This is a genomic window from Campylobacter concisus, from assembly GCF_902460535.1.
Taxonomy (GTDB): domain Bacteria; phylum Campylobacterota; class Campylobacteria; order Campylobacterales; family Campylobacteraceae; genus Campylobacter_A; species Campylobacter_A concisus_AS.
Map to the genome: position 1 here is coordinate 108,662 of NZ_CABPTV010000001.1, position 25,380 is coordinate 134,041.

Genomic DNA, 25,380 nt, shown 5'->3' on the forward strand with positions numbered 1-25,380 from the left:
TTTAGATTTATTTAGTTAGTTCAAATATAAAAAGGATTAAAATTAGCTTTTTTATAAATTTAAAAAGGCTACTCATGAGAGAAAAGACGCAGATGTATTATGCTAGGCGTGGTGAGCTCACAAAGGAGATGAGCTATGTGGCAAAGGTCGAGGGGATAGGCGAAAATTTGCTCATGGATGAGGTGGCAAACGGCAGGATCATTATCCCAGCAAATGTAAATCACATAAATTTAAAGCCAATGGGTATAGGCAGAAAACTAAAGACAAAGGTCAATGCAAATATCGGCAACTCAAGCCTAAGCAGTGACATTTGCGCTGAGCTAAGAAAGCTTGAAATTTGCCTAGAATTTGGCGCTGATACGGTTATGGATCTAAGCACGGACGGCGATTTGGATGCCATTAGAAGTGCGATCATAGAGCATTCAAGCGTGCCAGTTGGAACGGTGCCTATGTATGAAATTTTAAAAGAGGCAAAAGAGGTTACAAATATCACAAATGAGCTAATTTTAAGCGTGCTTGAGAAGCAAGCAAAGCAAGGAGTTAGTTACTTTACGATACACGCTGGCTTTTTGCGTGAGTTTTTGCCGCTTGTTAAAAAGCGTAAAATGGGCATAGTTAGCCGCGGTGGCAGCTTGAGCGCTAGCTACATGTCAAAGCTAAATAGGCAAAATCCTTTCTATGAAATTTTTGATCAAATTTTAGAAATTTGCGCTAAATACGACGTCTCGCTCTCGCTTGGCGACGGACTTCGACCGGGATGTCTTTATGACGCAACAGACGAGGCACAGCTTAGTGAGCTAAAGGTGCTTGGAGAGCTAACACTTCGTGCGTGGCAGAAAGATGTGCAGGTGATGATAGAGGGCCCTGGTCATGTGCCATTAAGTCAAATTGAGTATAATATGAAAATCGAACAAGAGCTCTGCCATGACGCCCCATTTTACGTGCTTGGGCCGCTTGTTAGCGATATCGGCGCGGGGTATGACCATATCACATCAGCGATAGGTGGCACGATGGCAGCATATCACGGCGCTAGCATGCTTTGCTATGTGACGCAAAAAGAGCACCTAGGACTACCAAATGAAAATGACGTAAGAGAGGGCATCGTAGCTCACAAGATAGCAGCCCATGCCGCAGACGTCGCACTTGGCAAGGCTGGAGCCATCGAAAAAGACCATGCGATGAGTGATGCGAGATATGCATTTGACTGGAACAAGCAGTTTGAGCTTAGCTTTGATCCAAAAAAGGCTAAAGAGCTTCACGATGAGAGCTTGCCAGAAGATGCGTTTAAGAGCGCTCATTTTTGTTCGATGTGCGGACCAAAATTTTGTGCATATAAAATTTCAAAAGATCTAGAAAAAGGAGAAAAATGTTAAATAAAGAAGAGGTCTTAAATAGACTAAAAGGTGTCATATATCCGGGATTTGAGAAGGATATAGTTAGCTTTGGCTTTGTAAAAAATATCGAATTTGGCGATAAAATTTTAATCGAAGTCGAGATCGTTAGCTCAAGCTCTGATGTGGCAAACGAGCTAAAAACAGACATCAAACGTGTCATGGGCTCAAATGAGTACGTGCTAAATTTGATACAGCCAAAGATACCTGAGGAGAAAAGCAACACTCAAAGTGGCAAAAATATCGCGCCTCAAGTTAAAAATTTCGTAATGGTAAGCTCAGGCAAAGGCGGCGTTGGCAAATCAACCACAACGCTAAATTTAGCCATTTCAATGGCAAAACTAGGCAAAAAAGTGGGAATTTTAGACGCTGACATCTACGGACCAAATATCCCAAGAATGCTTGGCGAAGTAAATACTCAGCCACAAGTCGTTGGCAACAAGCTAAAGCCAATACTTAGTCACGGCGTGGAGATGATGAGTATGGGCGTTTTGATGGAAGAGGGCATGAGCCTTATCTGGCGTGGCTCGATGATAATGAAAGCGATCGAGCAGCTACTAAGAGACGTGCTTTGGAGCGAGCTTGATGTCTTATTTCTCGACATGCCTCCAGGAACGGGCGACGCACAGCTAACTCTAGCTCAAAGCGTGCCAGTAACAGCAGGTGTCTGTGTCACAACGCCTCAAGTAGTAGCACTTGACGATAGCAAACGTGCGCTTGATATGTTTGAGAAGCTTCACATCCCAATCGCTGGCGTCATCGAGAACATGAGTGGCTTTATCTGCCCAGATAACGGCAAAGAGTATGATATTTTTGGCAAAGGCACGACTGAAGAGGTAGCAAAGGCTTACAACACTCAAATTTTGGCTGAAATTCCTATCGAGCCAGCGGTTAGAGTGGGTGGCGATAGTGGCAAGCCAGTTAGCTTTTACGAGCCAAACTCAGTCACTGCAAAACGCTACGAGAGCGCAGCTGCAAGACTTTGGGAGATAATAGAAAATATAAATAACGGCGGCGGGGCTGATAACTCAGCGATCCAGCCAGTAAATGACGGCAAGAGTGCTTGCTCGAAGTAAATTTGCAAAAGATAAATTTTAGAGCAAATTTTAATTAAATTTGGCTACCAAAATTTGGCTTTGCTTGATGCAGGGCTTAAATTTTGGAGCCAAAATGCAATCATTAAAAAGAAAATTTAACAGGAGAAAAGATGAAAGCGATCGTAACCGTGGTCGGAAAAGATAGAGTTGGCATCGTTGCTGGCGTCTCAGCAAAGCTTAGCGAGCTAGGGCTAAATATAGATGATATAAGCCAGACTATTTTGAGCGACTTTTTCACGATGATGGCGGTGGTTTCAAGCGATGAAAATAAGGACTTTACAGCCTTAAGAGCGGAGCTAGATAAGCTTGGAGAGAACCTAAAAGTAAAGATAAATATCCAAAGCTCAGCCATTTTTGATGCGATGCACAAAATTTAAGGACAAAAGATGGATATCAAAAATGTAACCGAAACGATCTCGATGATCGAGGAGCAAAATTTTGACATCAGAACGATCACGATGGGCATTAGTTTGCTTGATTGCATCGACCCTGACATCAACAAAGCCTGCGATAAAATTTACGCAAAAATCACCACTAAAGCCAAAGACCTAGTTAGAGTGGGCAACGAAATTTCCGCTGAACTAGGCATACCAATCGTCAATAAAAGAGTGAGCGTGACGCCTATCTCGATAATCGGCGCCGCAACGGATGCAAAAGACTACGTGATGATCGCAAAGATGCTTGATAGGGCGGCTATTGAAGTTGGTATTGATTTTATAGGTGGTTTTTCGGCTCTAGTGCAAAAGGGCTATCAAAAGGGCGATGAAATTTTGATAAATTCTATCCCACAAGCGCTCGCTCAAACTGCAAAAGTGTGCTCAAGTGTCAATGTCGGCTCAACAAAAAGTGGCATAAATATGAGCGCGGTGCGTGACATGGGGCGCATCATAAAAGAGACGGCGGCAGCTTCAGAGATGGGCTGTGCAAAGCTCGTTGTCTTTGCAAACGCAGTCGAGGACAATCCTTTTATGGCTGGTGCATTTCACGGCGTGGGCGAGGCTGATGTGGTGATAAACGTCGGCGTTTCAGGCCCAGGTGTAGTAAAAAGAGCGCTTGAAAAGGTGCGTGGCGAGAGCTTTGACGTGGTGGCTGAGACTGTGAAAAAAACGGCGTTTAAGATCACTCGTATCGGTCAGTTAGTCGGTCAAATGGCGAGCGAGCACCTTGGGGTGAAATTTGGTATCGTTGATCTCTCTCTTGCCCCAACGCCAGCTGTTGGCGACTCAGTGGCTAGAGTGCTTGAGGAAATGGGGCTTGAGGCTGTTGGTACGCACGGCACGACTGCGGCACTTGCTCTGCTAAATGACGCGGTCAAAAAAGGTGGCGTCATGGCGTGCAATCAAGTGGGCGGCTTAAGTGGTGCCTTTATCCCGGTTTCAGAAGACGAGGGCATGATAGCTGCGGTGCGCGCAGGATCGCTAAATTTAGAAAAACTTGAAGCGATGACGGCGATATGCTCGGTGGGGCTTGATATGATCGCCATACCTGCGGATACGCCAAGCCAGAGTATAGCTGCGATGATCGCTGATGAGGCGGCTATCGGCGTGATAAATCAAAAAACAACGGCCGTTCGTATCATACCTCTTGGACGTGAGGGCGATATGATCGAGTTTGGCGGCCTTTTAGGAAGAGCGCCTGTGATGAAGATAAATAAGGCTTCGAGCGCAGACTTCATCGCTCGTGGCGGACAAATTCCAGCACCTATCCATAGTTTTAAAAATTAATTCAAAGTCCGCTTTAAATTTGCGGACTTTTTCTTAAATTTATCCTAATCTTTTCAACTGCTTTTAGTTAAAATAATAAAAAATTTAAATCAAGGAGCTAAAATGAAAATTTTATCACTGCTTACGGCGCTACTTTTTGGAGCGGTATTTGGCTTTGCAAATGATGGCAAAGTAAGAAGTATCGACATCTACGTCACGCCATACTACTCAGCAAATGCTGGCAAGGTGGAATATGTCAAGGTCTATGACAAGATAGATGAGCTACTAAAAAGTGGCAAAGTAGAGGATTTTAAAAAGGCAGAAAAGATCGTGCAGGACGCTTCGCAGTTAGTTAGTCCGATAACTCTTTTTGTCCTCTCAGCTCGCGCTTATGATCTTGGACTTCGCGATGATGCGGTATTTTGGTTTTATGCGGCAAAAAATCGCGCGATCTTGCTAAGAGGCGTTATAGACATGGAGGGCGAGAAATTCGCTGATGTGGTGGCTGCGATAGGGGCGTTTATGAAGCTTGTTGGCGACGTGGTCAATCCTTATGCATTTTGCGATATCAAAAAGCAACAAGAGATCGCTGACAAAGCGCTTGAATGGACTAAGAAAAATGCCTATGAAGCGATGTTTTCGCCAGAATTTAGCTCGCCTCACGAAGATAGAAAAGCAGCCCTTGCAAAAGGCATAGAAAAGCTTGAAGCCCGCAATAAAAAGGAGAAAGATTACTTTTTAGACAAAGACAATCTTGCTAACTTTAAAGCTATGCGCAAGCAAAATGGCACTGACGATAAATTTTGCTTTTAAATAGTCAGAAAAACTGAAAATTTGCTTGTAAATTTAGCTTTTGCTTTATGTTAAAAGGGCAAATTTACAAGCTGTCTCTATTTTAAATCACGATAAATTTGCTTAAAATTGGCTCTTTTTCATAAGAGTAGCAAAATCACAAAAATGAGAATAAAAAATGACTTTGAAATTTGGCGAGCTTGAAAAAGTCGCGGTAGATGATGGTTTTATTTGGTACGCGCAGCTGAAGCTAAAAAGCGAGAGCTTTGGAGAAGTGCCGTTTTGCCTTGTCTGTAAAGACGAGACTGTCGCAGACGATGAGACTACTTTGCTAGCAGAGCGAATTGCCAGTGATATCGACCAACACATAAAAGAGGCGCTTGTCTTTTTAAAAGATGAGCTTAAGCAAAAGTATCAATTGAGTGAGGACGAGCTTAGCTTGCTTGACGTGCCAGTTTGTGACCTGCCCTTTAGCTCGCCGCAATGCACCTTTTATGCGCGTGATAAGCAGTGGTTGATGAGCTTTGCCGAGGGTGCGCTAGATATCTGTGAGCCATTTGGTATTGGGGTGATCTTTGAGGGCGAAAAGCCGCTTAGTTTAGAAAATTTAGAGCTTAGTAGTGAGTGCTAAGTGCTTAAATTTTTAAATTAAAAGCTATATAAATTTAAGTTTTTCAAGCTTTGCAAAAATGATGAAAATTTTGTCTTTAGGTATTGGCTGCGATCTAAGAGGCACTAGAGTTTTTAAATGATTAAATTTTGCTGTCTTAGGTTTTGCGCCCAAAACAGCAAATTTATAAGCTAAGCGTTGCAGCAGTCGCTTGGATCTTTTTCTTTTGTGATCCTAGCTCTTAGGTCGTGGCGGATGATTTCAATTGACCAAAACCAGATCATGTGACCTACAAGCTCAGAGACGTACTCATACCAAGGAAGTGTCCAAAGTGGAGGAGTGAGGCCAAGAAGCGGCAGTGAGATACCATAAACTGCGATAGTTGCTAAAATGCCCGCCATCACGCCTTGCCACATCGTGATCTTTGGAAATTTCTCAGCCACGACGCAGTAGCCAACGGCAAAGACTACTGAAAATATGATGTGCGTTAGCATCACGTAGTTAAAGGCATGTCTTGCAAACTCGTAGATAGCAGCGTTTGGATCGGCGATACCGACATAATCTCTTAAAAATACATAAGGCGGGTTTAAGAAATTTCTCGAGCAGTCGATCGCATCAGCCGCTCTGATGGCACTTTCTGGTCCGCAAGCTGCGTTAAACATATCCATAGGGCTTCTTGGCGGAAGCGGTACTTCTGCACCCCATTTGACAAAAGCTGAAACTACGCCAGCGACGAGGCCGATCAACGCAGCTAAGGCAAATTTTGGTTTGGTAGCTAGATTTGACATTTTGTCTCCTTGTAAAATTTGCGACATTTTATTTCTATTTTCTTTATGATAAGGTTAATCATTATTATAATTTATAAATTTATCAAAAAACTCAAATGCTTTAAAATCATAAAATTTTTAGCCATTTTTGGCTAGACTAAGAAAAAATTTAAAGGAGAATAGATGTCTAAAGAGTTCAAAGACGCAAACGAATTTAAGGAATTTTTTGAAGAATTTAGAAAAAAAGATGGTTACAAAGATCCAGTTGTTTTTGGCATCGCAAGAGTCGATCGCGGACAAAAAAATAGCGACAAAATTTTGCAAGCAAGTTACGCCGTTGTAAATTATAAAGAGAGCTTTTTAAGCGCAGCTGCTTTTATCTACGCCTTGCAAAAGTGTGATGTTGAGGTTGATTTTGGTGCATCCGAGTTCGTGACTGATCTCACACCAAAGGTAGCAAAAAAGGCTAGCAAGCTCTTTAGCGTCTTTGAAAAAGATATAAAATCGCATAAAAACGTAGAGAATTTACACGCTGTGAAGATGGCATTTGAGGATGATCTTGAGCTAAATGAGAATAAATTTAAGCTTGTATTTTTGTTCGATGACGCAAAGCCACTTAGCGTGGAGGCCGTCTATCTCAAGCTCTACTTGATCTCACTTGGCAAGGTCGCACCTAGGACGATCGTGCTTGACGGAGCCTTTGGAGTGCTACCAAATGTCGCATGGACTAGTCAAAACATCCCGATCGAGCTTGAGTGGCTAAGAGAAAATGAAATTTCTCTAAAGATGTTTGGCGAGTATCCAGCGATCGTGAGCGTGGATAAATTCCCAAGATTTTTAAGTCACATCATCCCAGCTGATAACACGAGAATTTTAGACGCTGCCAAGGTTCGCATGGGTGCAGCTGTGCATCCTGGCACGGTGGTCATGCCAGGGGCTGCTTACATCAACTTTAACGCAGGTACGACTGGCGGCGTCATGGTTGAAGGCAGGGTTAGCAGCTCTGTCGTCGTGGGCGAGGGCAGTGACGTTGGCGGCGGAGCTAGCATACTTGGCGTGCTAAGCGGCACAAACGGCAACCCTGTAAGCATCGGCAAACATTGCTTGCTCGGCGCAAACTCAGTCACTGGCGTGCCACTTGGTGATAACTGCATCGTGGATGCTGGCATAGCGGTGCTTGAGGGCACAAAGGTCTATATCTCGGCAAGCGAGCGCGAAAAGCTAGCTAAGATAAATCCAGAGTTTAAATTTGAGGCTGAAATTTACAAAGCGCTTGAGCTTGGCGGACTAAACGGACTTCATTTTAGGCAAAATAGCCAAACAGGACAGATCGCCGCGAGTGCGAGCAAAAGGGCTATCAAGCTAAATGAGGCACTTCATTAAAAGGAGCTAACATGAAAGTTGGCATTTTGATGTTTGATAAGTTAAATTTGTTAAGCTTTGCCAAAATTTATGATTTTTTGCATAAATTTGAAGGTTTTAACATCAAAACATATGCGCTAAAGCCTGAAATAGTCGATGAATTTGGCATTAGACTTCATCCTGAAATTTACGCTGAAAGCCTTTATGGCGTGGATATCTTGGTCGTACCAGATGGCGTCGGAGCGCTTGGGCTAAGATATGATGAGATATTTTTAAGCTGGATAAAAAGCTCAGCGAGTGCGAAATTTAAGATCGGCTTTGACCTTGGCGTGCTCATACTTGGTGGGGCTGGATTTTTAGAGGATAGAGAGGCTTGCATAAGGGGTGGATACAAAAACGCGCTAAGTGGCTACTGCGAGGTAAATGACGCCAAGATGTGTGAGAGTAGGGGCGTCATAAGTGTTAGTGAATTTGATGACGAGATCAAAGAGCAGCTCGCAAAAATCCTAACTAAAGATAAAATTTAAGGGCTTTGGCTCTTAAATTTGATAGAAATTTTATCTTTTTAATGAGCTTATGGCTTGACTTATGGCTCTATTTACCGCTTCTAAATGCCACTTTATCCATGCCGTAAAGTCAAAATTTGAATTATTTTCAAGCTTTGTTGTCTGCTCTAAAATTTCATAATAAACTTTTTTATTTGCGTAAATAATGCTCGAGATAGAAAACGGCTTAATGCTTTCACTAGCTAAGCAGTAGTGTGCCAAAGCCCTTGCCATGCGTCCGTTGCCGTCATCATAAGGATGGATGATCACAAACCAAAGGTGCGCTAAGGCGCTTTTTATATAGGCGTTTTCGGAGCTTTTATTGATAAAATTTAAAAAATTTCATCCTCTACGTGCTCTGCTGGCAAGGCTTCGTAGTGGATTTGCACATTTTTTGAAGGAGCTGAGACTACGTTCGTCTCATCATCTCTAAATTTAGCTCTTTTTATCTTGTGGTTTTTGCTTTGGCTATATTCAAACAAGGCATTGTGCCAGCCATATAGCCGTTTGAAGTTCATAGGAGCTTTGTTTAAATTTGCATCAAGCATTAGCGAGACTAGATTATCGCTATGTCTAGTCGCATGAGTGTCAGCTAGCCAGTCAAAATTTTCATCTAGTCTCTTTTTTACCGACGAGCGAATGCTTGATATATTAAGTCTCTCGCCCTCTATGAGAGATGAGCTTATTATTTCATCTTCAAGTGTGCTAATTTGCGCCTTTAAAAGATCGTTTCTGTTGATCTTGCTTGTTAGCTCTTTTAAGATTTCGTGATTTTGCTCTAGCTTTTTTATGATGGTGTCTATCTCTCTTTTATCGAAAGAGAAATTTGGATAGTTAGGATGTTGCCATATCCAAAGGTTTTGCATTATTTTCCTAAAAGTAGAGTATTTTTTTAATCAATATTTTGATTTGTTATTTTGTAAAAATAATTTTTTGTTAGAAAATAGAGCCAAGGAAAGTTAAGGCTAGATAAGATTATCTACCTAGCCTATAATCTCTTCTGGCATCCTTATAACCACGTCTATAACCACGATCAAAACCATCATCATAGTCGTCGTCATCATTATAGTAGCCTCCGCGATAATCACGCTGGAATCTATCATATCCATTTTGATAGTATGGACGGTAGTTAGGAGGATATGGTGCATAGTTTGGATCAACAGGATAGTAGCCATTTGCACGACAACTATCCTCGTCAAATTTTTCTATTCCGTTGCGAAATTTATAGCTTTCTATTTTTTTATCAAAGCTATCAATACTTCTTATGTCGCCATAAATTTTAGCCATTTCTCTTTGATTTATAAGACCACAAAGCCTAGCTTCAACTTTTTTTTCGTAACTCATAGAAAACAAAAAAGTTAATGAACAAAATAAAATGGCTATAAATTTCATATTAATCTCCTACTTTTAGGCTTCCACCTTTGCCAAGACCACCCTTTACGGTTTGTGCTTTGTAGTCTTTTAGGGCGATAACTAATTGATTCATCGAATCAAGGAAAGCATTTACAAGTGTTTTTCCCTCAGGTGTTCTTGAATATGCGCCAAGTCCAGCACCAAGAGAAGCGCCAGCACCGCCGCCCATGCCAAAGAAGTCAGTGCTAGAAGCTGAGCCAATGGCCGCTGCTAATTGAACGCCTGAACGGTTTTCTATAAGAACCAATGTAGTCTGTGTCTCTTTTGTTGAAAAACCACCAGCTATAGCACCCGCTACACTACCAAAAAGTGCTCCAACAAGACCACCTGCACCACCTGTATCTTCATTACTAAAGAATATTTCAGGGCGAATAGTATAATCAGCTGCCACCATTTTGCCTTTGCCAAAGCCAGAACCGCTACGTAGTTCGCCTGATCTATCAAGCGCACGCTCTTGCATCATATTATCCATCATAGCACCACGCTCGACTATAACAAAGCAACCAGTTTGTTGTGCAAGAAGGCGCAGAACAGGAATAGTTGATGTTAGCTTGTAGTTGCGTGTCAAATATGAATACCAATCAGAATTTTGGTCCTCATAAAACGCAAGTGTTCCAAGAGTGCTACTACATTTTTCTATTTTAGTATTAGCATTATTGTTATTACTGCCAGCAGCACTACCAGTTACGCCATTGCTATTGCCAGTTGCACAACCACTTAAAAGTAAAACTCCAAGACCTACGCTTAGTAAAGATGAACTTAACTTCATTTTTATCCTTAATGTTTAAGTTAGTTTTAGCATTATATATGAGTAAATATTATAAAAATATTAATATAAAATTTATGTTTAATAACATAATGCAAAATTATTTTTCACAAAAATTTAAGCGGCCAGCAAGATGCCAGTCACATAAATTATTCGACAGTTACGCTTTTTGCGAGGTTTCTTGGCATATCGACATTGTTGCCAAGTCTAACAGAAATTTCAAGTGCAAGTAGCTGAAGCACAAGCATCATCTCGAAAAATTCGCTCATATAGTGATCTTGAACACTTGTTTTTACGTAGTCATCGCTTAGTTCAAGCTCAAGCGGACTTATCGCTAGGATATATGCATCTCTTGCAGCGAGCTCTTCGACATTGCTCTTTGTCTTTTCATAAAGTAAATTTTGAGGCATTAAAGCGATCGTAAATAGCTTCTCATCTGCAAGCGCAATAGGGCCGTGCTTCATCTCGCCTGATGGATAGCCCTCGGCGTGAAGATATGAAATTTCTTTAAGTTTTAACGCACCTTCAAGTGCTAGCGGATAGAAGATATCTCTACCGATAAAGAAGAAGCCATGACCGTGCAAATAGTGCTTGCTTAGGCGGTGAAGCTTCTCTTGCAAAGAGTTATCTATATTTAAAATTTGTGGGATGTGAAGAAGCGTTTTGATCTCGTGATCAAGCTCTTTTTTGCTGATAGATCCCTTTGCTGATGCCATTTGAAGTACAAGCATCCAAAGCACGATGATCTGCGTTGCAAAGGCCTTTGTGCTTGCCACGCCTTTTTCGATGCCAGCGCGAGTTAGAAGCGTATTGTCAGCTAGTCTAACGATAGATGAGTTATCGACGTTGCAAATCGCAAGCGTCTTTAGCCCAGCCTCTTTTGCTATCCTAAGTGCTTCAAGAGTGTCAGCTGTCTCGCCACTTTGAGAGATGACGATGAAGAGCGAGTTTTTGTTTAGATAAGGCTTTCTATATCTAAATTCGCTTGCCACTTCGACCTTTGTTCTAACTTTAGCAAGCCTTTCAAAAAGATAGCTTGCAACAAGCGCTGCATGGTAGCTCGTACCGCACGCACAAAGCACGATATCATCGATACCTTTTAGGTATTCATCGTCTAAATTTTCAAGGGTGACTTTGTGGTTTTTAACTCTGCCCATGATGGTTTCAGATACGACTGCGCCTTGCTCGTAAATTTCTTTCTCCATAAAAAATGTATAACCCTCTTTTTGGGCATAGCTCTTATCCTTTGGCAAAGCGTTAAATGTTATGCTAGCCTTTTTGCCGTGTTTAAAAACAGCTATCTCGTCTAAGCTCACGTAGCCGTAGTTGTTATCATCAAGATATGCCACTTCTGTTGCGTTGCCGATAAGTGGGGCATCTGATGAGGCAAAATATAGCTCTTTTTTGTCGCTTTTGCCTATCGCCATAGGAGCGGCATCTTTTGCGAAAAATATCTTATCAGGTGCAGTTTTGGTGATAAGCAGCGTCGCATAAGCGCCTCTTAGCTTTGCGATAGTCGCCTCATAAGCTTTAAATGGGTCTTTTTTCTCTTTTAAAATTTCTTCAAAAAGATGCACGATCACTTCGGTGTCGGTTTGGCTCATAAATTTCACGCCCTTTGCCTCAAGCTCATCTTTAAGCTCTTTGTAGTTTTCGATGATGCCGTTGTGAACGACAAATGAGTGCTCGCCAAGGTGCGGGTGAGCGTTTATCTCGGTTGGTTTGCCGTGAGTCGCCCAGCGTGTGTGACCTATCGCCACGCCAAAACCTTCTGATGTAAAGTCCTTTGTCTTTAGGACTAAATTTTCAAGCTTGCCGACCGCTTTGAAAAAGTCGATCTTGCCATCACTCATCACAGCCATGCCAGCGCTGTCGTATCCGCGATACTCAAGCTCTTTTAGCCCGCTTAAAATGACCTCTTTTTTCTCTTTATCTCCGATGTATCCTACGATTCCACACATGTTTTACTCGCTTATTAATAAATTTAATATCTCTTCGCCTTTACTCTCAAGTCGCTCGTTTTTCTCGATCAAAAAGAGATTTCTCGTTCTATTTTTAACCGTCTGAATTCTCGCACTCGTTACTTGAAAATGAAGCCTGTCAAAAACACTCATCACATAAGCCATTAGCCCGCGCTGATCTTTTGCGTTGATGCTAAGTTTGGCGTAATCTTTTGAGTGATTTAGCTCGAAGTTTATCTCATCTTTGTTAATATTTGGTTTCAAAGGCTCTCTTAAAACCTCGCTATTTAGGGATTTTATGGCTAAAATTTTAGTGTTTTCAAGCTCGTGATTTTTTACATTTTGATTAAAGTCAAGCCTGATATAAAATTTCTTCTCAAAAAGCTCAAATATCTCCATATATGCAAGGTCAAATTTGGCAAATTCATAGAGCAGGGCGCTTAAATTTAGGCTCTTGTTTGTATAAATTTGAATGCTTAAATTTTTACTATTGTTTATGAAAATTTCTGTTTCGTTTAAGCTATCAGCCACTTTGCTTAAATTTATGATCTCGCTCGCGCTATATTTTGTAAAGACCAAATTTGATGTGATCTTGAAAATTTTCTCTTGTAGCTTTGGCTCAAGCGCCAAAAACTCGCTATTTCGTTTTATAGACTGCTCTTTTTTTACTCGCCTTGTCGCTTCATCAAGTAAATTTTCATCGCTAAATGCGCTAAGAGAAATTTCATAAAGCTCCCTTAAAAGCTTTGCTGTGTAGGCGTTGTAAAGCCTCTCATTTGTGGCGTTTATCACGCAGTAGCTAAGGATGTAAAGTAGCTTTAAAACCTGTTTGTCGCCAAGCTTTGAGATAAAGGCAAAGATGACGCGCTGCGAGTAGATGTCCTCTCTGTTTGAGACGTTGCTCATTAGGGTGTGGTATTTTATCAAGATGACGCCGACGTTGATAGCTTTTTGACTCAAATTTAGCTTGTTCGCGTAGGCTCTAAAGATGTTTGCGCCGATGTTTGCGTGATCTTTGCCGCCAAGTCCTTTACCAACGTCATGCATAAGCGTCACGATCTTTAGCATCGTTTTGCCCTCCAAGCAAAGCTCAGCGTAGAGATTTTTTATGAATTTATCTTTTATATTTTCAAGAAATTTGACACTTAAAATGCTATGCTCATCAACCGTAAATTCGTGATAGCCGTCATATTCTGCTAGCTGGGAGATATGCTCCATCGGTTTTATCAAAATTTGTATCATCTGTGCATCGAGCAAGGATTTTAAGATAGCGTAGGAATTTTCTCTTAAAAATATCTTCTTAAACTCGCTTATAGCGCGCTCTAAGCCATCTTTTGTGATGATGGCTCGCTTGATATAAAAGATAGCGCTTATATCAAATTTATAATCCACATCTTTTAGCTCTAAAAGCTCATTTATGAGATCCTCGATAAGGGCTGGCTTTTTGTGAAGTGGCACGTAGATGACGCCATTTATCTCGTAAAAGCCATTTTTTAGCCTAGCAAATTTTCTTTGCTCGAAGCTTAACTCGCTTTTGAAAAATGGCCTACAAAGCGAAGCTGCGATAAATCTTGAATAAATGGCTACGTTATTCATCGAGCTTAGCATCTTTTGGCTGATGACGCTCTCGTTGTCTTGCAGCTTTTTGGACTTTGTCTGCATGAAATTTGTCGTGATCTCGACACTTGAAGCGCTGAAAGTATCGGTGTTTTGAGTTAAATTTAAAGCACTTAGCAAGCTTAGTAAAAAATCCACATTTAGATTAAAACTTGCTATCTCTTTTTCATTCATCACTTTAAGGGCTTGCGATCTAACCGAAACGTCGCTATCTAGGCAGTTTAGTATGCAGTTTAGATGATAAATTTCATCGATCCCGCCAAAGCCACTTTTTAAATTTGGCTCTTGTGCTAAGTAGCTTATGCTAGAAAATGGCAAAAATGCCTTTAAATGGTAGTTTAAAAAGGCTTTTTTATCAAATTCTTTTATCTTTACGATCTCGCTTTTTACTAAGCGGTAAAGGCTTTTTGAGCCGCAGATATAGCGAAGTTGCGAGGTTTCGCTTTTAAATTTAAGGTCATCTTTGAAATTTATGAAAATTTCATCCACTTCGGCGCTTTTTATCACAAATTTCATGCCAGAGCTATCTAAAATTTCAGAAAATTCTTTTAAGAAATTTTTTATATTGTAGCCCTTTAAATTTTTATAAACTAGCAAAATTTCAAGCTCGCTATTTGCGCTAAGTAGCGTTTGGGCGTATTTGCCAGTGGCTAGAACGCTAAAGGCAAAGCTGTCGTTTTGTGGTACAAACTCATCAAAAAATTCTCGCATAGTTTCATTTAAATAAGATTTTATAAAATCATCATACTCTTTGGCTAAGAAATTTGTGAAATTTCTGCCTTGGTTTTTTTGAAAATGTTTTGGCAAATTTGCCTTAAAATCAAGAAATTTCTCTTTGATCTTTGAATAATTATCGCTATTTTTGGCACTTTTATCAGCTAGCATTTAGTGTTTCCATTGTTAAAAATATCTTGGCAAATGTTACATAATTTTTGCAAAAACAAAGCTTTATTTGCTTATAATGAAGCCTTAAGTTCAGCTTTAGGACGATATAAATAATGAATCTATTACAAAAACTAGAAAGTGGCGAGAGATTAAGCAAGCAAGAGGCTTTTTCGCTTTATGAGCTTGATCTTTTTACCTTGGCTAAATTTGCCGATAAAAAGCGCAGAAAACTGCACGGCAACAAGGTCTTTTTTAATGTAAATCGCCATATCAATCCAACAAATATCTGTGCTGATATCTGTAAATTTTGTGCATTTTCAGCCCACAGAAAAAATCCAAATCCATACCTAATGAGCCACGAAGAAATTTTAAAGATCGTTGATGAGAGCGTTAGCCACGGCGCAAAAGAGATACACATCGTCTCCGCCCACAACGCAACTAGCGGCTGGCAGTGGTACTTAGAAATTTTTAAAAAGATAAAAGCAGCCCATCCAGAGCTTCATGTAAAGGCGATGACGGCGGCTGAGATTGATTTTTTGTCAAGGCATTACGGCTTAAGCTACGATGAGGTGATAGAAAAGATGCTCGAATATGGCGTCGATAGCATGCCAGGCGGCGGGGCTGAAATTTTTGATGAAGAGATCAGGGCTAAAATTTGCAAAGGCAAAGTAAGTAGCGAGAACTGGCTAAAGATCCACAAAATGTGGCACGATCACGGCAAACAAAGCAACGCAACAATGCTTTTTGGCCACATAGAAAGTCGTGAAAATAGGATCGATCATATGCTAAGGATAAGGGACTTGCAAGATGAAACTGGCGGATTTAACGCATTTATCCCGCTAGTTTATCAAAGAGAAAATAACTACTTAAAAGATGTGAAATTTTTAGGATCGGCTGAAATTTTAAAGACTATGGCGATATCTCGCTTGGTCCTTGATAATGTCCCACACATAAAGGCATACTGGGCTACATCGACCTTAAATTTAGCGATGATCGCTCAGGAATTTGGCGCTGATGATCTTGATGGCACGATAGAAAAAGAGAGCATACAAAGTGCAGCTGGTGCAAATAGCGCAAATGGCGTTACACTAAAGACATTTTGCGATCTCATAAAAACATCTGGTTTTACGCCGGTTGAGCGTGATAGCTTATATAACGAACTTAAAATTTACTAAAGGAGCTTGGGGTGAAGTTTTTTGACTTAGCACAAAACAAAACGAGTGTGAAGCAGGAATTTGGAGCGGGACTTACGACATTTTTAGCGATGATGTATATTGTGCCAGTAAATGCGATCATTATGAGCAAAACTGGCATGCCTTATGAGGCACTAATCACTGCAACAGCGCTAATTACCATATTTTCTACGATATTAAATGGTCTTTGGGCGAACACGCCAGTTGCGATGAGCGTTGGTATGGGGCTTAACGCTTATTTTACATTTGGTCTTTGCATCGGCATGAAAGTGCCTTGGCAAACGGCTCTTGGCGTTGTTTTCTTAAGTGGCGTGATATTTGTCGTCTTATCTTTTACAAATTTTAGGATGTGGATAATAAGATCCATCCCACTTGATCTAAGAAGAGCGATAAGCGCTGGTATAGGCACATTTATCAGCTTTGTGGCATTTCAGCAAATGGGCTTTATCGTAAATAACGATGCGGTTTTAGTTGGCATAGGAAAATTCAAAGATCCAAACGTGCTTCTTGGCGTTTTGGGGCTATTTTTGGTTATCTGCTTTTGGGCATGGAAGATAAAGGGCGCATTTATCCTAGCTGTGCTTGTCACTTCAGTGATAGCTTGGGTGCTTGGCATCGCTCCTCATCCAACAGAAATTTTCTCAACTCCAGCCTCTATCTCACCGATATTTTTAGAGCTTGATATAAAAGGTGCGTTTAGTCTAGCATTGCTTCCAGTTGTTATCACATTTTTTGTGACCGATCTTTTTGACTCGATAGGCACGCTAGCTGGAGTTGGCACGAGGGCTGGGATATTTGACGAAAACAAAAAAGATGGCGTCGTAAAACTTGAAAAAACTCTTGAAGCTGACGCTGTTGCTACCGCAGCTGGCTCGCTTGTAGGTGTAAGTACGACCACATCGTTTGTAGAAAGCGCTAGTGGCGTAGAAGAGGGCGGTAGGACTGGTCTAACGGCTGTATTTTGCGGACTTTTATTTATACTTACATTATTTATGTTGCCACTTTTTAAAGCGATCCCTGGTAACGCCATCTATCCGATCCTTGTAATGGTTGGCGTGCTTATGTTTGCTGAGCTTGCTAGTATAAATTTCAAAGATCCAGCCATCGCCGTTGCGACATTTTTCATAGTTGTGCTCATCCCGCTTACTTACTCGATCACAAATGGCCTTGCATTTGGCTTTATGTCATACGTCATAGTTAAGCTCATAAAGAGAGAATTTAGCGATATAAATTTAGGCGTAGTCGTGCTAGCACTCATTAGTTTTATCGTATTTTTAGTGCATTGATAAGGATGAAAGATGATATTTTATAGCTACGATGAATTTGCCGTTGATGCCAAAAGGATGGCAAAACAGATAAAAGATGAGTTTGATCCAGAAGTGATACTAGCTGTGGCAAGAGGCGGTCTAACGCTTGGCCACTCGCTAGCCGTTGCACTTGAAAATAGAAATTTATTTACTTTAAATTCTATCCACTACGAGGATACAAACAAGCTTGATACGATACAAATTTTTAATGTGCCAGATCTTAGCAGATACACTAAAATTTTGCTTGTTGATGATATCATCGATAGCGGCGAGAGCATGGTCGAGATAAAAAGAGAGCTGCTTAAACGCTATCCAAATTTAGATATAAAGATAGCTACTGTATTTTATAAAGAGAAGGCTCTGCTTTTGCCTGAATTTAAAGTAAAAGAGGCTCATGACTGGGTTGAGTTTTTCTGGGATATACATATTTAAGGGTGCGATTTGTTAGAAAGAGTTAGAGAATTTGCTAGTAGGCACATTGCTTTTAGCGTATTTTTGATATGTTTGATTGATTTTGTATTTCTACTTTATGCGGCAAATTCTCTTAGCATAAGCTACAACGAGGCTGAAATTTTCTTTCAAAAGCACAGCCTTCTTGGCTATATCTTAAAACTAAGCGCCCATTTTTTTGGTCAAAATGACCTTGCTGTGCGAGGCGTGATGATCTTTTTTCACATCGCAAGCGTAGTTTTGATGTATAAGGTGAGCAAATTTTACATCAAGCTTGAGTTTGACAGGATCGTAGCGGTCCTACTTTTTGTGCTACTTCCTGGCACGCTAGCTTCAGCCCTTATCATAAATAACGCTGGAATTTGCATCACTTTAGCGCTTTTGTGCATATATCTTTTCCATATTAAAAAGAAAATTTTATTTAGTCTCTTTTTCTGCCTAGCCTTTTTCATAGATGGCGATTTTTTGATATTTTATGCAGGATTTTTTATATTTGCGCTTTATAAAAGAAAGCCGCCTCTTGCTTGGCTAAGTGCCATTTTATTTTTGCTGACACTTTACTTTTTTGGCTTTGAAACAAATGGCAGACCAAGTGGGCACTTTATCGATACTTTTGGCATATTTGCTGCTGTATTTTCGCCATTTGTCTTTATCTTTTTTGTATATACGATTTATAGAATTTGGGTTAAGGAGAAGAAGGATCTTTTGTGGTTTATCGCCATTTGCTCATTTTGCTTTTGTATGATAGTCTCTGTGCGCCAAAGGCTGGAGCTTGAGCAGTTTTTGCCATTTTGCGTGATCGCAACGCCACTTATGGTAAGAGTTTTTTTCAACTCGTATCGCGTGAGACTGCCAAAATTTAGAAAAGGACACAAAATTTGCACTAGCTTAGTGATGCTTTTTTTGGTATTTAACTGGTCAGCGATCATCTTTAATCAAATTTTTTACCTCTTTTTAAACGATCCTACAAAGCATCTCACTTATAAATTTGATGTAGCAAAAGAGCTAGCAGATAAGCTAAAAGAGGCTGGAGTGCAAGATATAGCGACTGATGACACAAGGCTTGCACTAAGGCTTAAATTTTATGGGATAAAAACAAAAAGCTACTCTAAAAATTTATTAGCAAGTGCCGATTTAGATGAGAAGTCAAAATTTAGTATAGAAAAAATGGGAAAAGTAGTTGCAAATTTCAATATCAAGGAACGATAAGCTATGAAAAAAAGAGCTTTTACGATGATAGAGCTTGTTTTTGTTATTGTTGTTGTTGGAATTTTAGCTGCCATTATGATCCCAAAACTAAATAGAAATGCCTCAAGAGAAGCTGCAACTCAAATTTTAACTCACATAAGATACACACAACACCTTGCTATGCAGGATGATAAGTATTCTATCACCGAAAAAGGATGGGCAAAACAGCGCTGGACGATAGCCTTTGCGAAAGATAAAGTAGATGGCTGTTCGGTTGATAAAAATAATGAGCTAACTTGGAAATATAGTGTTTATTATGATAAAAGTATGACTGGAAACCCGAATTCACAAGATGAGTTTGCAAGTGATATTTATAAGACTGGAAAGTTATTAACAGCTGGCTGGAGTGGTATGCCAGGTGGTGACTGCAAAAAGATAAACAAAGAGCTAAATATAGAAAAAAGATTTGGCATAATAGATGTAACTCTATCTGGTGGATGTGTAAAAGGTAAGGCAAATAAAAAAGTAGCCTTTGATGAGATGGGACGACCGATGTGGACAATAAGCACTGTTGGTGGTGGTATAAAGCGACCATACGATAGACTTGTTAAAAAAGATTGCAGTATAACAATAACTGACAAACGTGGTAATCAAACAACCATTATTATAGAAAAAGAAAGTGGCTTTGCATCTATAAAAGAAAATAGTTAAATTTGATTAAAAATTTATAGTTTTTATTTTTTAAAAAAGTTGCCATTTTTTAATCTCCCTTTAAGCATCCCTCATATATAATTCCAGCTCACGAAACGAGAAACCACCTTTAACTTCAACGTTAATAAAGCCTTTTTCTTATCGTTGTTCTTTTAACTTACAATTGTTAAACTATTAGTCAATCTTTGAAATCTAAACAAGTGATCGATTGAGCCAGTCTATTATGATTAAATAATAGATTAGACAAACTAATATAAAAACTAAAAGTTTTTTTGATTAAAAACTTCATAATAAATACTAAAAGCAATTTTAGTAAAAACATTATTACTAGATTGCATTAGCAATCTTAGTCTTTAGTGTTGCTTCTTAGTAAAGCTTTGCTTTACGCTAAAGAAGGTTAATATGGAGAGTTTGATCCTGGCTCAGAGTGAACGCTGGCGGCGTGCCTAATACATGCAAGTCGAACGGACAAGTAAGAGCTTGCTCTTATGAGTTAGTGGCGCACGGGTGAGTAATGTATAGCTAATCTGCCCTACACTAGAGGACAACAGTTGGAAACGACTGCTAATACTCTATACTCCTGTCTGACATAAGTTAGATAGGGAAAGTTTTTCGGTGTAGGATGAGGCTATATTGTATCAGCTAGTTGGTGAGGTAATGGCTCACCAAGGCTATGACGCATAACTGGTCTGAGAGGATGATCAGTCACACTGGAACTGAGACACGGTCCAGACTCCTACGGGAGGCAGCAGTAGGGAATATTGCTCAATGGGGGAAACCCTGAAGCAGCAACGCCGCGTGGAGGATGACACTTTTCGGAGCGTAAACTCCTTTTGTTAGGGAAGAACAATGACGGTACCTAACGAATAAGCACCGGCTAACTCCGTGCCAGCAGCCGCGGTAATACGGAGGGTGCAAGCGTTACTCGGAATCACTGGGCGTAAAGGACGCGTAGGCGGATTATCAAGTCTCTTGTGAAATCCTATGGCTTAACCATAGAACTGCTTGGGAAACTGATAATCTAGAGTGAGGGAGAGGCAGATGGAATTGGTGGTGTAGGGGTAAAATCCGTAGAGATCACCAGGAATACCCATTGCGAAGGCGATCTGCTGGAACTCAACTGACGCTAATGCGTGAAAGCGTGGGGAGCAAACAGGATTAGATACCCTGGTAGTCCACGCCCTAAACGATGTATACTAGTTGTTGCTAAGCTAGTCTTGGCAGTAATGCACCTAACGGATTAAGTATACCGCCTGGGGAGTACGGTCGCAAGATTAAAACTCAAAGGAATAGACGGGGACCCGCACAAGCGGTGGAGCATGTGGTTTAATTCGAAGATACGCGAAGAACCTTACCCGGACTTGATATCTAACAAATCATCTAGAGATAGAAGAGTGTCTGCTTGCAGAAATGTTAAGACAGGTGCTGCACGGCTGTCGTCAGCTCGTGTCGTGAGATGTTGGGTTAAGTCCCGCAACGAGCGCAACCCACGTCATTAGTTGCTAACAGTTCGGCTGAGCACTCTAATGAGACTGCCTTCGTAAGGAGGAGGAAGGTGTGGACGACGTCAAGTCATCATGGCCCTTATGTCCGGGGCGACACACGTGCTACAATGGCATATACAATGAGAAGCAATATCGCGAGATGGAGCAAATCTATAAAATATGTCCCAGTTCGGATTGGAGTCTGCAACTCGACTCCATGAAGCCGGAATCGCTAGTAATCGTAGATCAGCCATGCTACGGTGAATACGTTCCCGGGTCTTGTACTCACCGCCCGTCACACCATGGGAGTTGATTTCACTCGAAGCCGGAATACTAAATTAGTTACCGTCCACAGTGGAATCAGCGACTGGGGTGAAGTCGTAACAAGGTAACCGTAGGAGAACCTGCGGTTGGATCACCTCCTTTCTAGAGTACATATAGATATTCTCTCACAAGATATCTATAAGAAAGATATTCTCAATCATCCTTGTTTAGTTTTGAAAGATTGATAGACCTATAGGGGCCTATAGCTCAGCTGGTTAGAGTGCACCCCTGATAAGGGTGAGGTCACAAGTTCAAGTCTTGTTAGGCCCACCAGAGAATTTAATTGGGGAATTAGCTCAGCTGGGAGAGCGCCTGCTTTGCACGCAGGAGGTCAGCGGTTCGATCCCGCTATTCTCCACCATAAAATAGTTTAACAGTAAAAGTCTATATTAAGTGTTTTTAGAAACATTTACTTTAGACTTTTAAGCGTACTTAATCTTTATTGATGACGAAGTTGCCGAAAGTAACTTTGTGCTTTAGGGGTTTCCAAAGGGTGTAACTCTTTGGTCGTAAAGACTAGCTTGCTAGTCTGCGAAGTCTAAATGTTCTTTTAATTAATATTGTTAATAGTCACAAGCAAGTTTTAAAAACAATTTTACAGGACTTGTTAAAGATTTAAATTTCTATTCTCTTTGCATTTAATGCAAAAGTTTGACATCACAATCTATTTAGGATTTAAAACTTATCTAAATAGTAGTCAATGCTTTCCGTCTTGAGAGTTAGAATTTAAATGTAGTAACATAAAGTTATCTTTAACAAGGAAGTGATGCGAATTAGAATAATCTAATATAGAAAAGGTAAGCTACAAAGAGCAAGTGGTGGATGCCTTGGCTAGTAGAGGCGATGAAAGACGTGCCAGGCTGCGATAAGTCTCGGGGAGCCGTCAAGGGGCTTTGATCCGGGAATTTCTGAATGGGGCAACCCAACTAATAGAGATATTAGTTACCGTATAACGGAGCGAACGAGGGGAATTGAAACATCTTAGTACCCTCAGGAAAAGAAATCAAAAGAGATTACGCTAGTAGCGGCGAGCGAACGCGTAAGAGGGCAAACCACTAGTTTACTAGTGGGGTTGTAGGACTGCAATATAGACTAAACTTAGCTAATAGAACAACCTGGAAAGGTTAGGCACAGAGGGTGATACCCCCGTATATGAAAGCTTTATTTTACTTAGCAGTATCCTGAGTAGGGCGGAACACGTGATATTCTGTCTGAAGCTGGGTAGACCACTATCCAACCCTAAATACTACTACTAGACCGATAGTGCACAAGTACCGTGAGGGAAAGGTGAAAAGAACTGAGGTGATCAGAGTGAAATAGAACCTGAAACCATTTGCTTACAATCATTCAGAGCCCTATGATTTATCAGGGTGATGGACTGCCTTTTGCATAATGAGCCTGCGAGTTGTGATGTCTGGCGAGGTTAAGGAAACCCGGAGCCGTAGCGAAAGCGAGTCTTAATAGGGCGTTTAGTCAGACGTTGCAGACCCGAAACGATGTGATCTATCCATGAGCAGGTTGAAACCGGTGTAAGAGCCGGTGGAGGACCGAACCCGCTAGCGTTGAAAAGCTATGGGATGACTTGTGGATAGGGGTGAAAGGCCAATCAAACATCGTGATAGCTGGTTCTCTCCGAAATATATTTAGGTATAGCGTCATGTAGTAACACTAGGGGGTAGAGCACTGAATGGGCTAGGGCATACACCAATGTACCAAACCCTATCAAACTCCGAATACCTAGTGTGTAATCATGGCAGTCAGGCGGCGAGTGATAAAATCCGTCGTCGAGAGGGGAACAACCCAGACTAACAGCTAAGGTCCCTAAATCTCATTTAAGTGGAAAACGATGTGGAGTTACTTAAACAACCAGGAGGTTGGCTTAGAAGCAGCCATCCTTTAAAGAAAGCGTAATAGCTCACTGGTCTAGTGATTCTGCGCGGAAAATATAACGGGGCTAAAATGAGTACCGAAGCTTTAGACTTAGTTTTACTAAGTGGTAGGAGAGCGTTGTATTTGTGTTGAAGGTATACCGGTAAGGAGTGCTGGAGCGAATACAAGTGAGCATGCAGGCATGAGTAGCGATAATTGGGGTGAGAATCCCCAACGCCGTAAACCCAAGGTTTCCTACGCGATGCTCGTCATCGTAGGGTTAGCCGGGTCCTAAGCAAAGTCCGAAAGGGGTATGCGATGGAAAATTGGTTAATATTCCAATGCCAACTATAATGTGCGATGGAAGGACGCTTAGAGTTAGAGGAGCCAGCGGATGGTAGTGCTGGTCGAAAGGTGCAGGTTGGAGTTCAGGCAAATCCGAGCTCCTTTAAGCCGAGGCCTTACAGGTGCGTGAAGTTCTTCGGAATGAATCGTAAATCCTTGATACTGTCGAGCCAAGAAAAGTTTCTAAGTTTAGTTATAGTTGCCCGTACCGTAAACCGACACAGGTGGGTGGGATGAGTATTCTAAGGCGCGTGGAAGAACTCTCTTCAAGGAACTCTGCAAAATAGCACCGTATCTTCGGTATAAGGTGTGCCTAACTTTGTGAAGGATTTACTCCGTAAGCATTGAAGGTTACAACAAAGAGTCCCTCCCGACTGTTTACCAAAAACACAGCACTCTGCTAACTCGTAAGAGGATGTATAGGGTGTGACGCCTGCCCGGTGCTCGAAGGTTAATTGATGACGTTAGCTCTGCGAAGCGTTTGATCGAAGCCCGAGTAAACGGCGGCCGTAACTATAACGGTCCTAAGGTAGCGAAATTCCTTGTCGATTAAATATCGACCTGCATGAATGGCGTAACGAGATGGGAGCTGTCTCGAAGAGGGATCCAGTGAAATTGTAGTGGAGGTGAAAATTCCTCCTACCCGCGGCAAGACGGAAAGACCCCGTGGACCTTTACTACAGCTTGACACTGCTATTGGGATAAAAATGTGCAGGATAGGCGGGAGGCTTTGATCCATAGACGCCAGTTTATGGTGAGCCATTGTTGAGATACCGCTCTTTTTTATTCTGATAGCTAACTAGCTTGAGTTATCCTCAAGTAGGACAATGTCTGGTGGGTAGTTTGACTGGGGCGGTCGCCTCCCAAAATGTAACGGAGGCTTACAAAGGTTGGCTCAGAACGGTTGGAAATCGTTCGTAGAGTATAAAGGCATAAGCCAGCTTAACTGCGAGACATACACGTCAAGCAGAGACGAAAGTCGGTCTTAGTGATCCGGTGGTTCTGTGTGGAAGGGCCATCGCTCAAAGGATAAAAGGTACCCCGGGGATAACAGGCTGATCTCCCCCAAGAGCTCACATCGACGGGGAGGTTTGGCACCTCGATGTCGGCTCATCGCATCCTGGGGCTGGAGCAGGTCCCAAGGGTATGGCTGTTCGCCATTTAAAGCGGTACGCGAGCTGGGTTCAGAACGTCGTGAGACAGTTCGGTCCCTATCTGCCGTGGGCGCAAGAAGATTGAGGAGAGTTGACCCTAGTACGAGAGGACCGGGTCGAACCAACCACTGGTGTACGAGTTGTCCTGCCAAGGGCACCGCTCGGTAGCTATGTTGGGATGTGATAACTGCTGAAAGCATCTAAGCAGGAAGCCAACTCCAAGATGAATCTTCTTTTAAGAGCTCATATAGACTATGTGTTTGATAGGCTGGGTGTGTAATGGATGAAAGTCCTTTAGCTGACCAGTACTAATAGCTCGTCTGCTTATCTTTTAATAAGCATCACTTCCTTGTTAAGGATAAAAACTTAATAAGATATGTTTTTACAAAACTTTGTTTATGACTTTTAACTTTATCTAGTAGTGTTAAATAAGAGATTTATCTAAT

Annotated in this window: 20 protein-coding genes, 2 tRNA genes, 2 rRNA genes and 1 pseudogene; 17 read left to right on the forward strand and 8 right to left on the reverse strand. The window is 41.3% G+C overall.

What is annotated here, in order from left to right; genetic code table 11:
- Positions 1-74: 74 nt before the first annotated feature.
- The 6 genes from thiC to FZ945_RS00575 all read left to right on the forward strand — a co-directional run bounded on the left by thiC (position 75) and on the right by FZ945_RS00575 (position 5,614).
- The gene (gene thiC, locus FZ945_RS00550) at positions 75-1,373 is read left to right on the forward strand and encodes a phosphomethylpyrimidine synthase ThiC (protein WP_148801739.1); all 1,299 of its coding nucleotides are present in this window, start codon (positions 75-77) and stop codon (positions 1,371-1,373) included.
- Entirely contained in the window at positions 1,367-2,467 is a 1,101-nt protein-coding gene (locus FZ945_RS00555; protein ID WP_148801741.1) for an Mrp/NBP35 family ATP-binding protein, read from the forward strand. The genes thiC and FZ945_RS00555 overlap by 7 nt, the downstream gene beginning before the upstream one ends.
- 131 nt (positions 2,468-2,598) lie before the next feature.
- Positions 2,599-2,865, forward strand: coding sequence for an ACT domain-containing protein (locus tag FZ945_RS00560; protein WP_148801743.1), 267 nt, complete (start codon positions 2,599-2,601; stop codon positions 2,863-2,865).
- 9 nt (positions 2,866-2,874) lie between these two features.
- Entirely contained in the window at positions 2,875-4,212 is a 1,338-nt protein-coding gene (locus tag FZ945_RS00565; protein ID WP_148801745.1) for a PFL family protein, read from the forward strand.
- A gap of 102 nt (positions 4,213-4,314) precedes the next feature.
- Positions 4,315-5,004 carry a cytochrome-c oxidase gene (locus FZ945_RS00570; RefSeq protein WP_148801747.1) on the forward strand — a complete coding sequence of 230 codons (690 nt, stop codon included), beginning with the start codon at positions 4,315-4,317 and terminating at the stop codon, positions 5,002-5,004.
- 157 nt (positions 5,005-5,161) lie between these two features.
- Positions 5,162-5,614: a hypothetical protein gene (locus FZ945_RS00575; protein WP_148801749.1), complete on the forward strand. Its 453-nt coding sequence runs from the start codon at positions 5,162-5,164 to the stop codon at positions 5,612-5,614.
- Positions 5,615-5,784: 170 nt separating this feature from the next.
- Here FZ945_RS00575 and FZ945_RS00580 read toward each other — a convergent pair whose 3' ends face one another.
- Complete coding sequence (locus FZ945_RS00580) at positions 5,785-6,381, reverse strand: YagU family protein (RefSeq protein ID WP_148801751.1); 597 nt, start codon at positions 6,379-6,381, stop codon at positions 5,785-5,787.
- 162 nt (positions 6,382-6,543) lie between these two features.
- Here FZ945_RS00580 and FZ945_RS00585 point away from each other — a divergent pair, with 162 nt between their 5' ends.
- Together FZ945_RS00585 and FZ945_RS00590 are read left to right on the forward strand one after the other, a co-directional pair.
- Entirely contained in the window at positions 6,544-7,743 is a 1,200-nt protein-coding gene (locus tag FZ945_RS00585; protein WP_148801753.1) for a tetrahydrodipicolinate N-succinyltransferase N-terminal domain-containing protein, read from the forward strand.
- 11 nt (positions 7,744-7,754) lie between these two features.
- Complete coding sequence (locus tag FZ945_RS00590; RefSeq protein WP_148801755.1) at positions 7,755-8,249, forward strand: type 1 glutamine amidotransferase family protein; 495 nt, start codon at positions 7,755-7,757, stop codon at positions 8,247-8,249.
- Positions 8,250-8,279: 30 nt separating this feature from the next.
- Here FZ945_RS00590 and FZ945_RS00595 read toward each other — a convergent pair whose 3' ends face one another.
- The 7 genes and pseudogenes from FZ945_RS00595 to FZ945_RS00620 all read right to left on the reverse strand — a co-directional run bounded on the left by FZ945_RS00595 (position 8,280) and on the right by FZ945_RS00620 (position 14,909).
- Entirely contained in the window at positions 8,280-8,501 is a 222-nt protein-coding gene (locus tag FZ945_RS00595) for a hypothetical protein (RefSeq protein ID WP_262367123.1), read from the reverse strand.
- A gap of 30 nt (positions 8,502-8,531) precedes the next feature.
- Positions 8,532-8,594: pseudogene (locus FZ945_RS10490) on the reverse strand (hypothetical protein); the annotation flags it as partial.
- Between the two features lie 5 nt (positions 8,595-8,599).
- Positions 8,600-9,133 (reverse strand): DUF4172 domain-containing protein, encoded by a 534-nt coding sequence (locus FZ945_RS00600; RefSeq protein WP_148801759.1) that lies wholly within the window; start codon positions 9,131-9,133, stop codon positions 8,600-8,602.
- Between the two features lie 109 nt (positions 9,134-9,242).
- Positions 9,243-9,611, reverse strand: coding sequence for a gamma-glutamyl phosphate reductase (locus FZ945_RS00605; protein WP_262367124.1), 369 nt, complete (start codon positions 9,609-9,611; stop codon positions 9,243-9,245).
- A 49-nt stretch (positions 9,612-9,660) separates the two neighbouring features.
- Positions 9,661-10,449 (reverse strand): CsgG/HfaB family protein, encoded by a 789-nt coding sequence (locus FZ945_RS00610; protein ID WP_148801763.1) that lies wholly within the window; start codon positions 10,447-10,449, stop codon positions 9,661-9,663.
- Between the two features lie 146 nt (positions 10,450-10,595).
- On the reverse strand, positions 10,596-12,407 hold the full coding sequence (glmS, locus tag FZ945_RS00615; RefSeq protein ID WP_148801765.1) for a glutamine--fructose-6-phosphate transaminase (isomerizing): 1,812 nt from the start codon (positions 12,405-12,407) through the stop codon (positions 10,596-10,598).
- Between the two features lie 3 nt (positions 12,408-12,410).
- Entirely contained in the window at positions 12,411-14,909 is a 2,499-nt protein-coding gene (locus FZ945_RS00620; protein WP_148801766.1) for an HD domain-containing protein, read from the reverse strand.
- A 110-nt stretch (positions 14,910-15,019) separates the two neighbouring features.
- Between FZ945_RS00620 and mqnE the strand changes: the two genes are divergently transcribed.
- From mqnE to FZ945_RS00665, 9 genes are all read left to right on the forward strand, one after another.
- Entirely contained in the window at positions 15,020-16,084 is a 1,065-nt protein-coding gene (mqnE, locus tag FZ945_RS00625) for an aminofutalosine synthase MqnE (RefSeq protein WP_107946109.1), read from the forward strand.
- Positions 16,085-16,095: 11 nt separating this feature from the next.
- Positions 16,096-17,388: an NCS2 family permease gene (locus FZ945_RS00630; protein WP_148801768.1), complete on the forward strand. Its 1,293-nt coding sequence runs from the start codon at positions 16,096-16,098 to the stop codon at positions 17,386-17,388.
- A 12-nt stretch (positions 17,389-17,400) separates the two neighbouring features.
- Positions 17,401-17,841 (forward strand): phosphoribosyltransferase, encoded by a 441-nt coding sequence (locus tag FZ945_RS00635; RefSeq protein ID WP_103636256.1) that lies wholly within the window; start codon positions 17,401-17,403, stop codon positions 17,839-17,841.
- Positions 17,842-17,850: 9 nt separating this feature from the next.
- Complete coding sequence (locus tag FZ945_RS00640) at positions 17,851-19,068, forward strand: glycosyltransferase family protein (protein ID WP_148801770.1); 1,218 nt, start codon at positions 17,851-17,853, stop codon at positions 19,066-19,068.
- 3 nt (positions 19,069-19,071) lie between these two features.
- Entirely contained in the window at positions 19,072-19,758 is a 687-nt protein-coding gene (locus tag FZ945_RS00645; protein ID WP_148801772.1) for a type II secretion system protein, read from the forward strand.
- A 399-nt stretch (positions 19,759-20,157) separates the two neighbouring features.
- Positions 20,158-21,668: ribosomal RNA gene (locus FZ945_RS00650) — 16S ribosomal RNA — on the forward strand.
- A 94-nt stretch (positions 21,669-21,762) separates the two neighbouring features.
- Positions 21,763-21,839, forward strand: a tRNA-Ile gene (locus FZ945_RS00655).
- A 12-nt stretch (positions 21,840-21,851) separates the two neighbouring features.
- Positions 21,852-21,927 (forward strand) — tRNA-Ala (locus tag FZ945_RS00660).
- Positions 21,928-22,361: 434 nt separating this feature from the next.
- Positions 22,362-25,266 (forward strand): 23S ribosomal RNA (locus tag FZ945_RS00665).
- Together the 16S and 23S rRNA genes with 2 tRNA genes alongside form the textbook arrangement of a ribosomal RNA operon.
- Positions 25,267-25,380 lie beyond the last annotated feature (114 nt).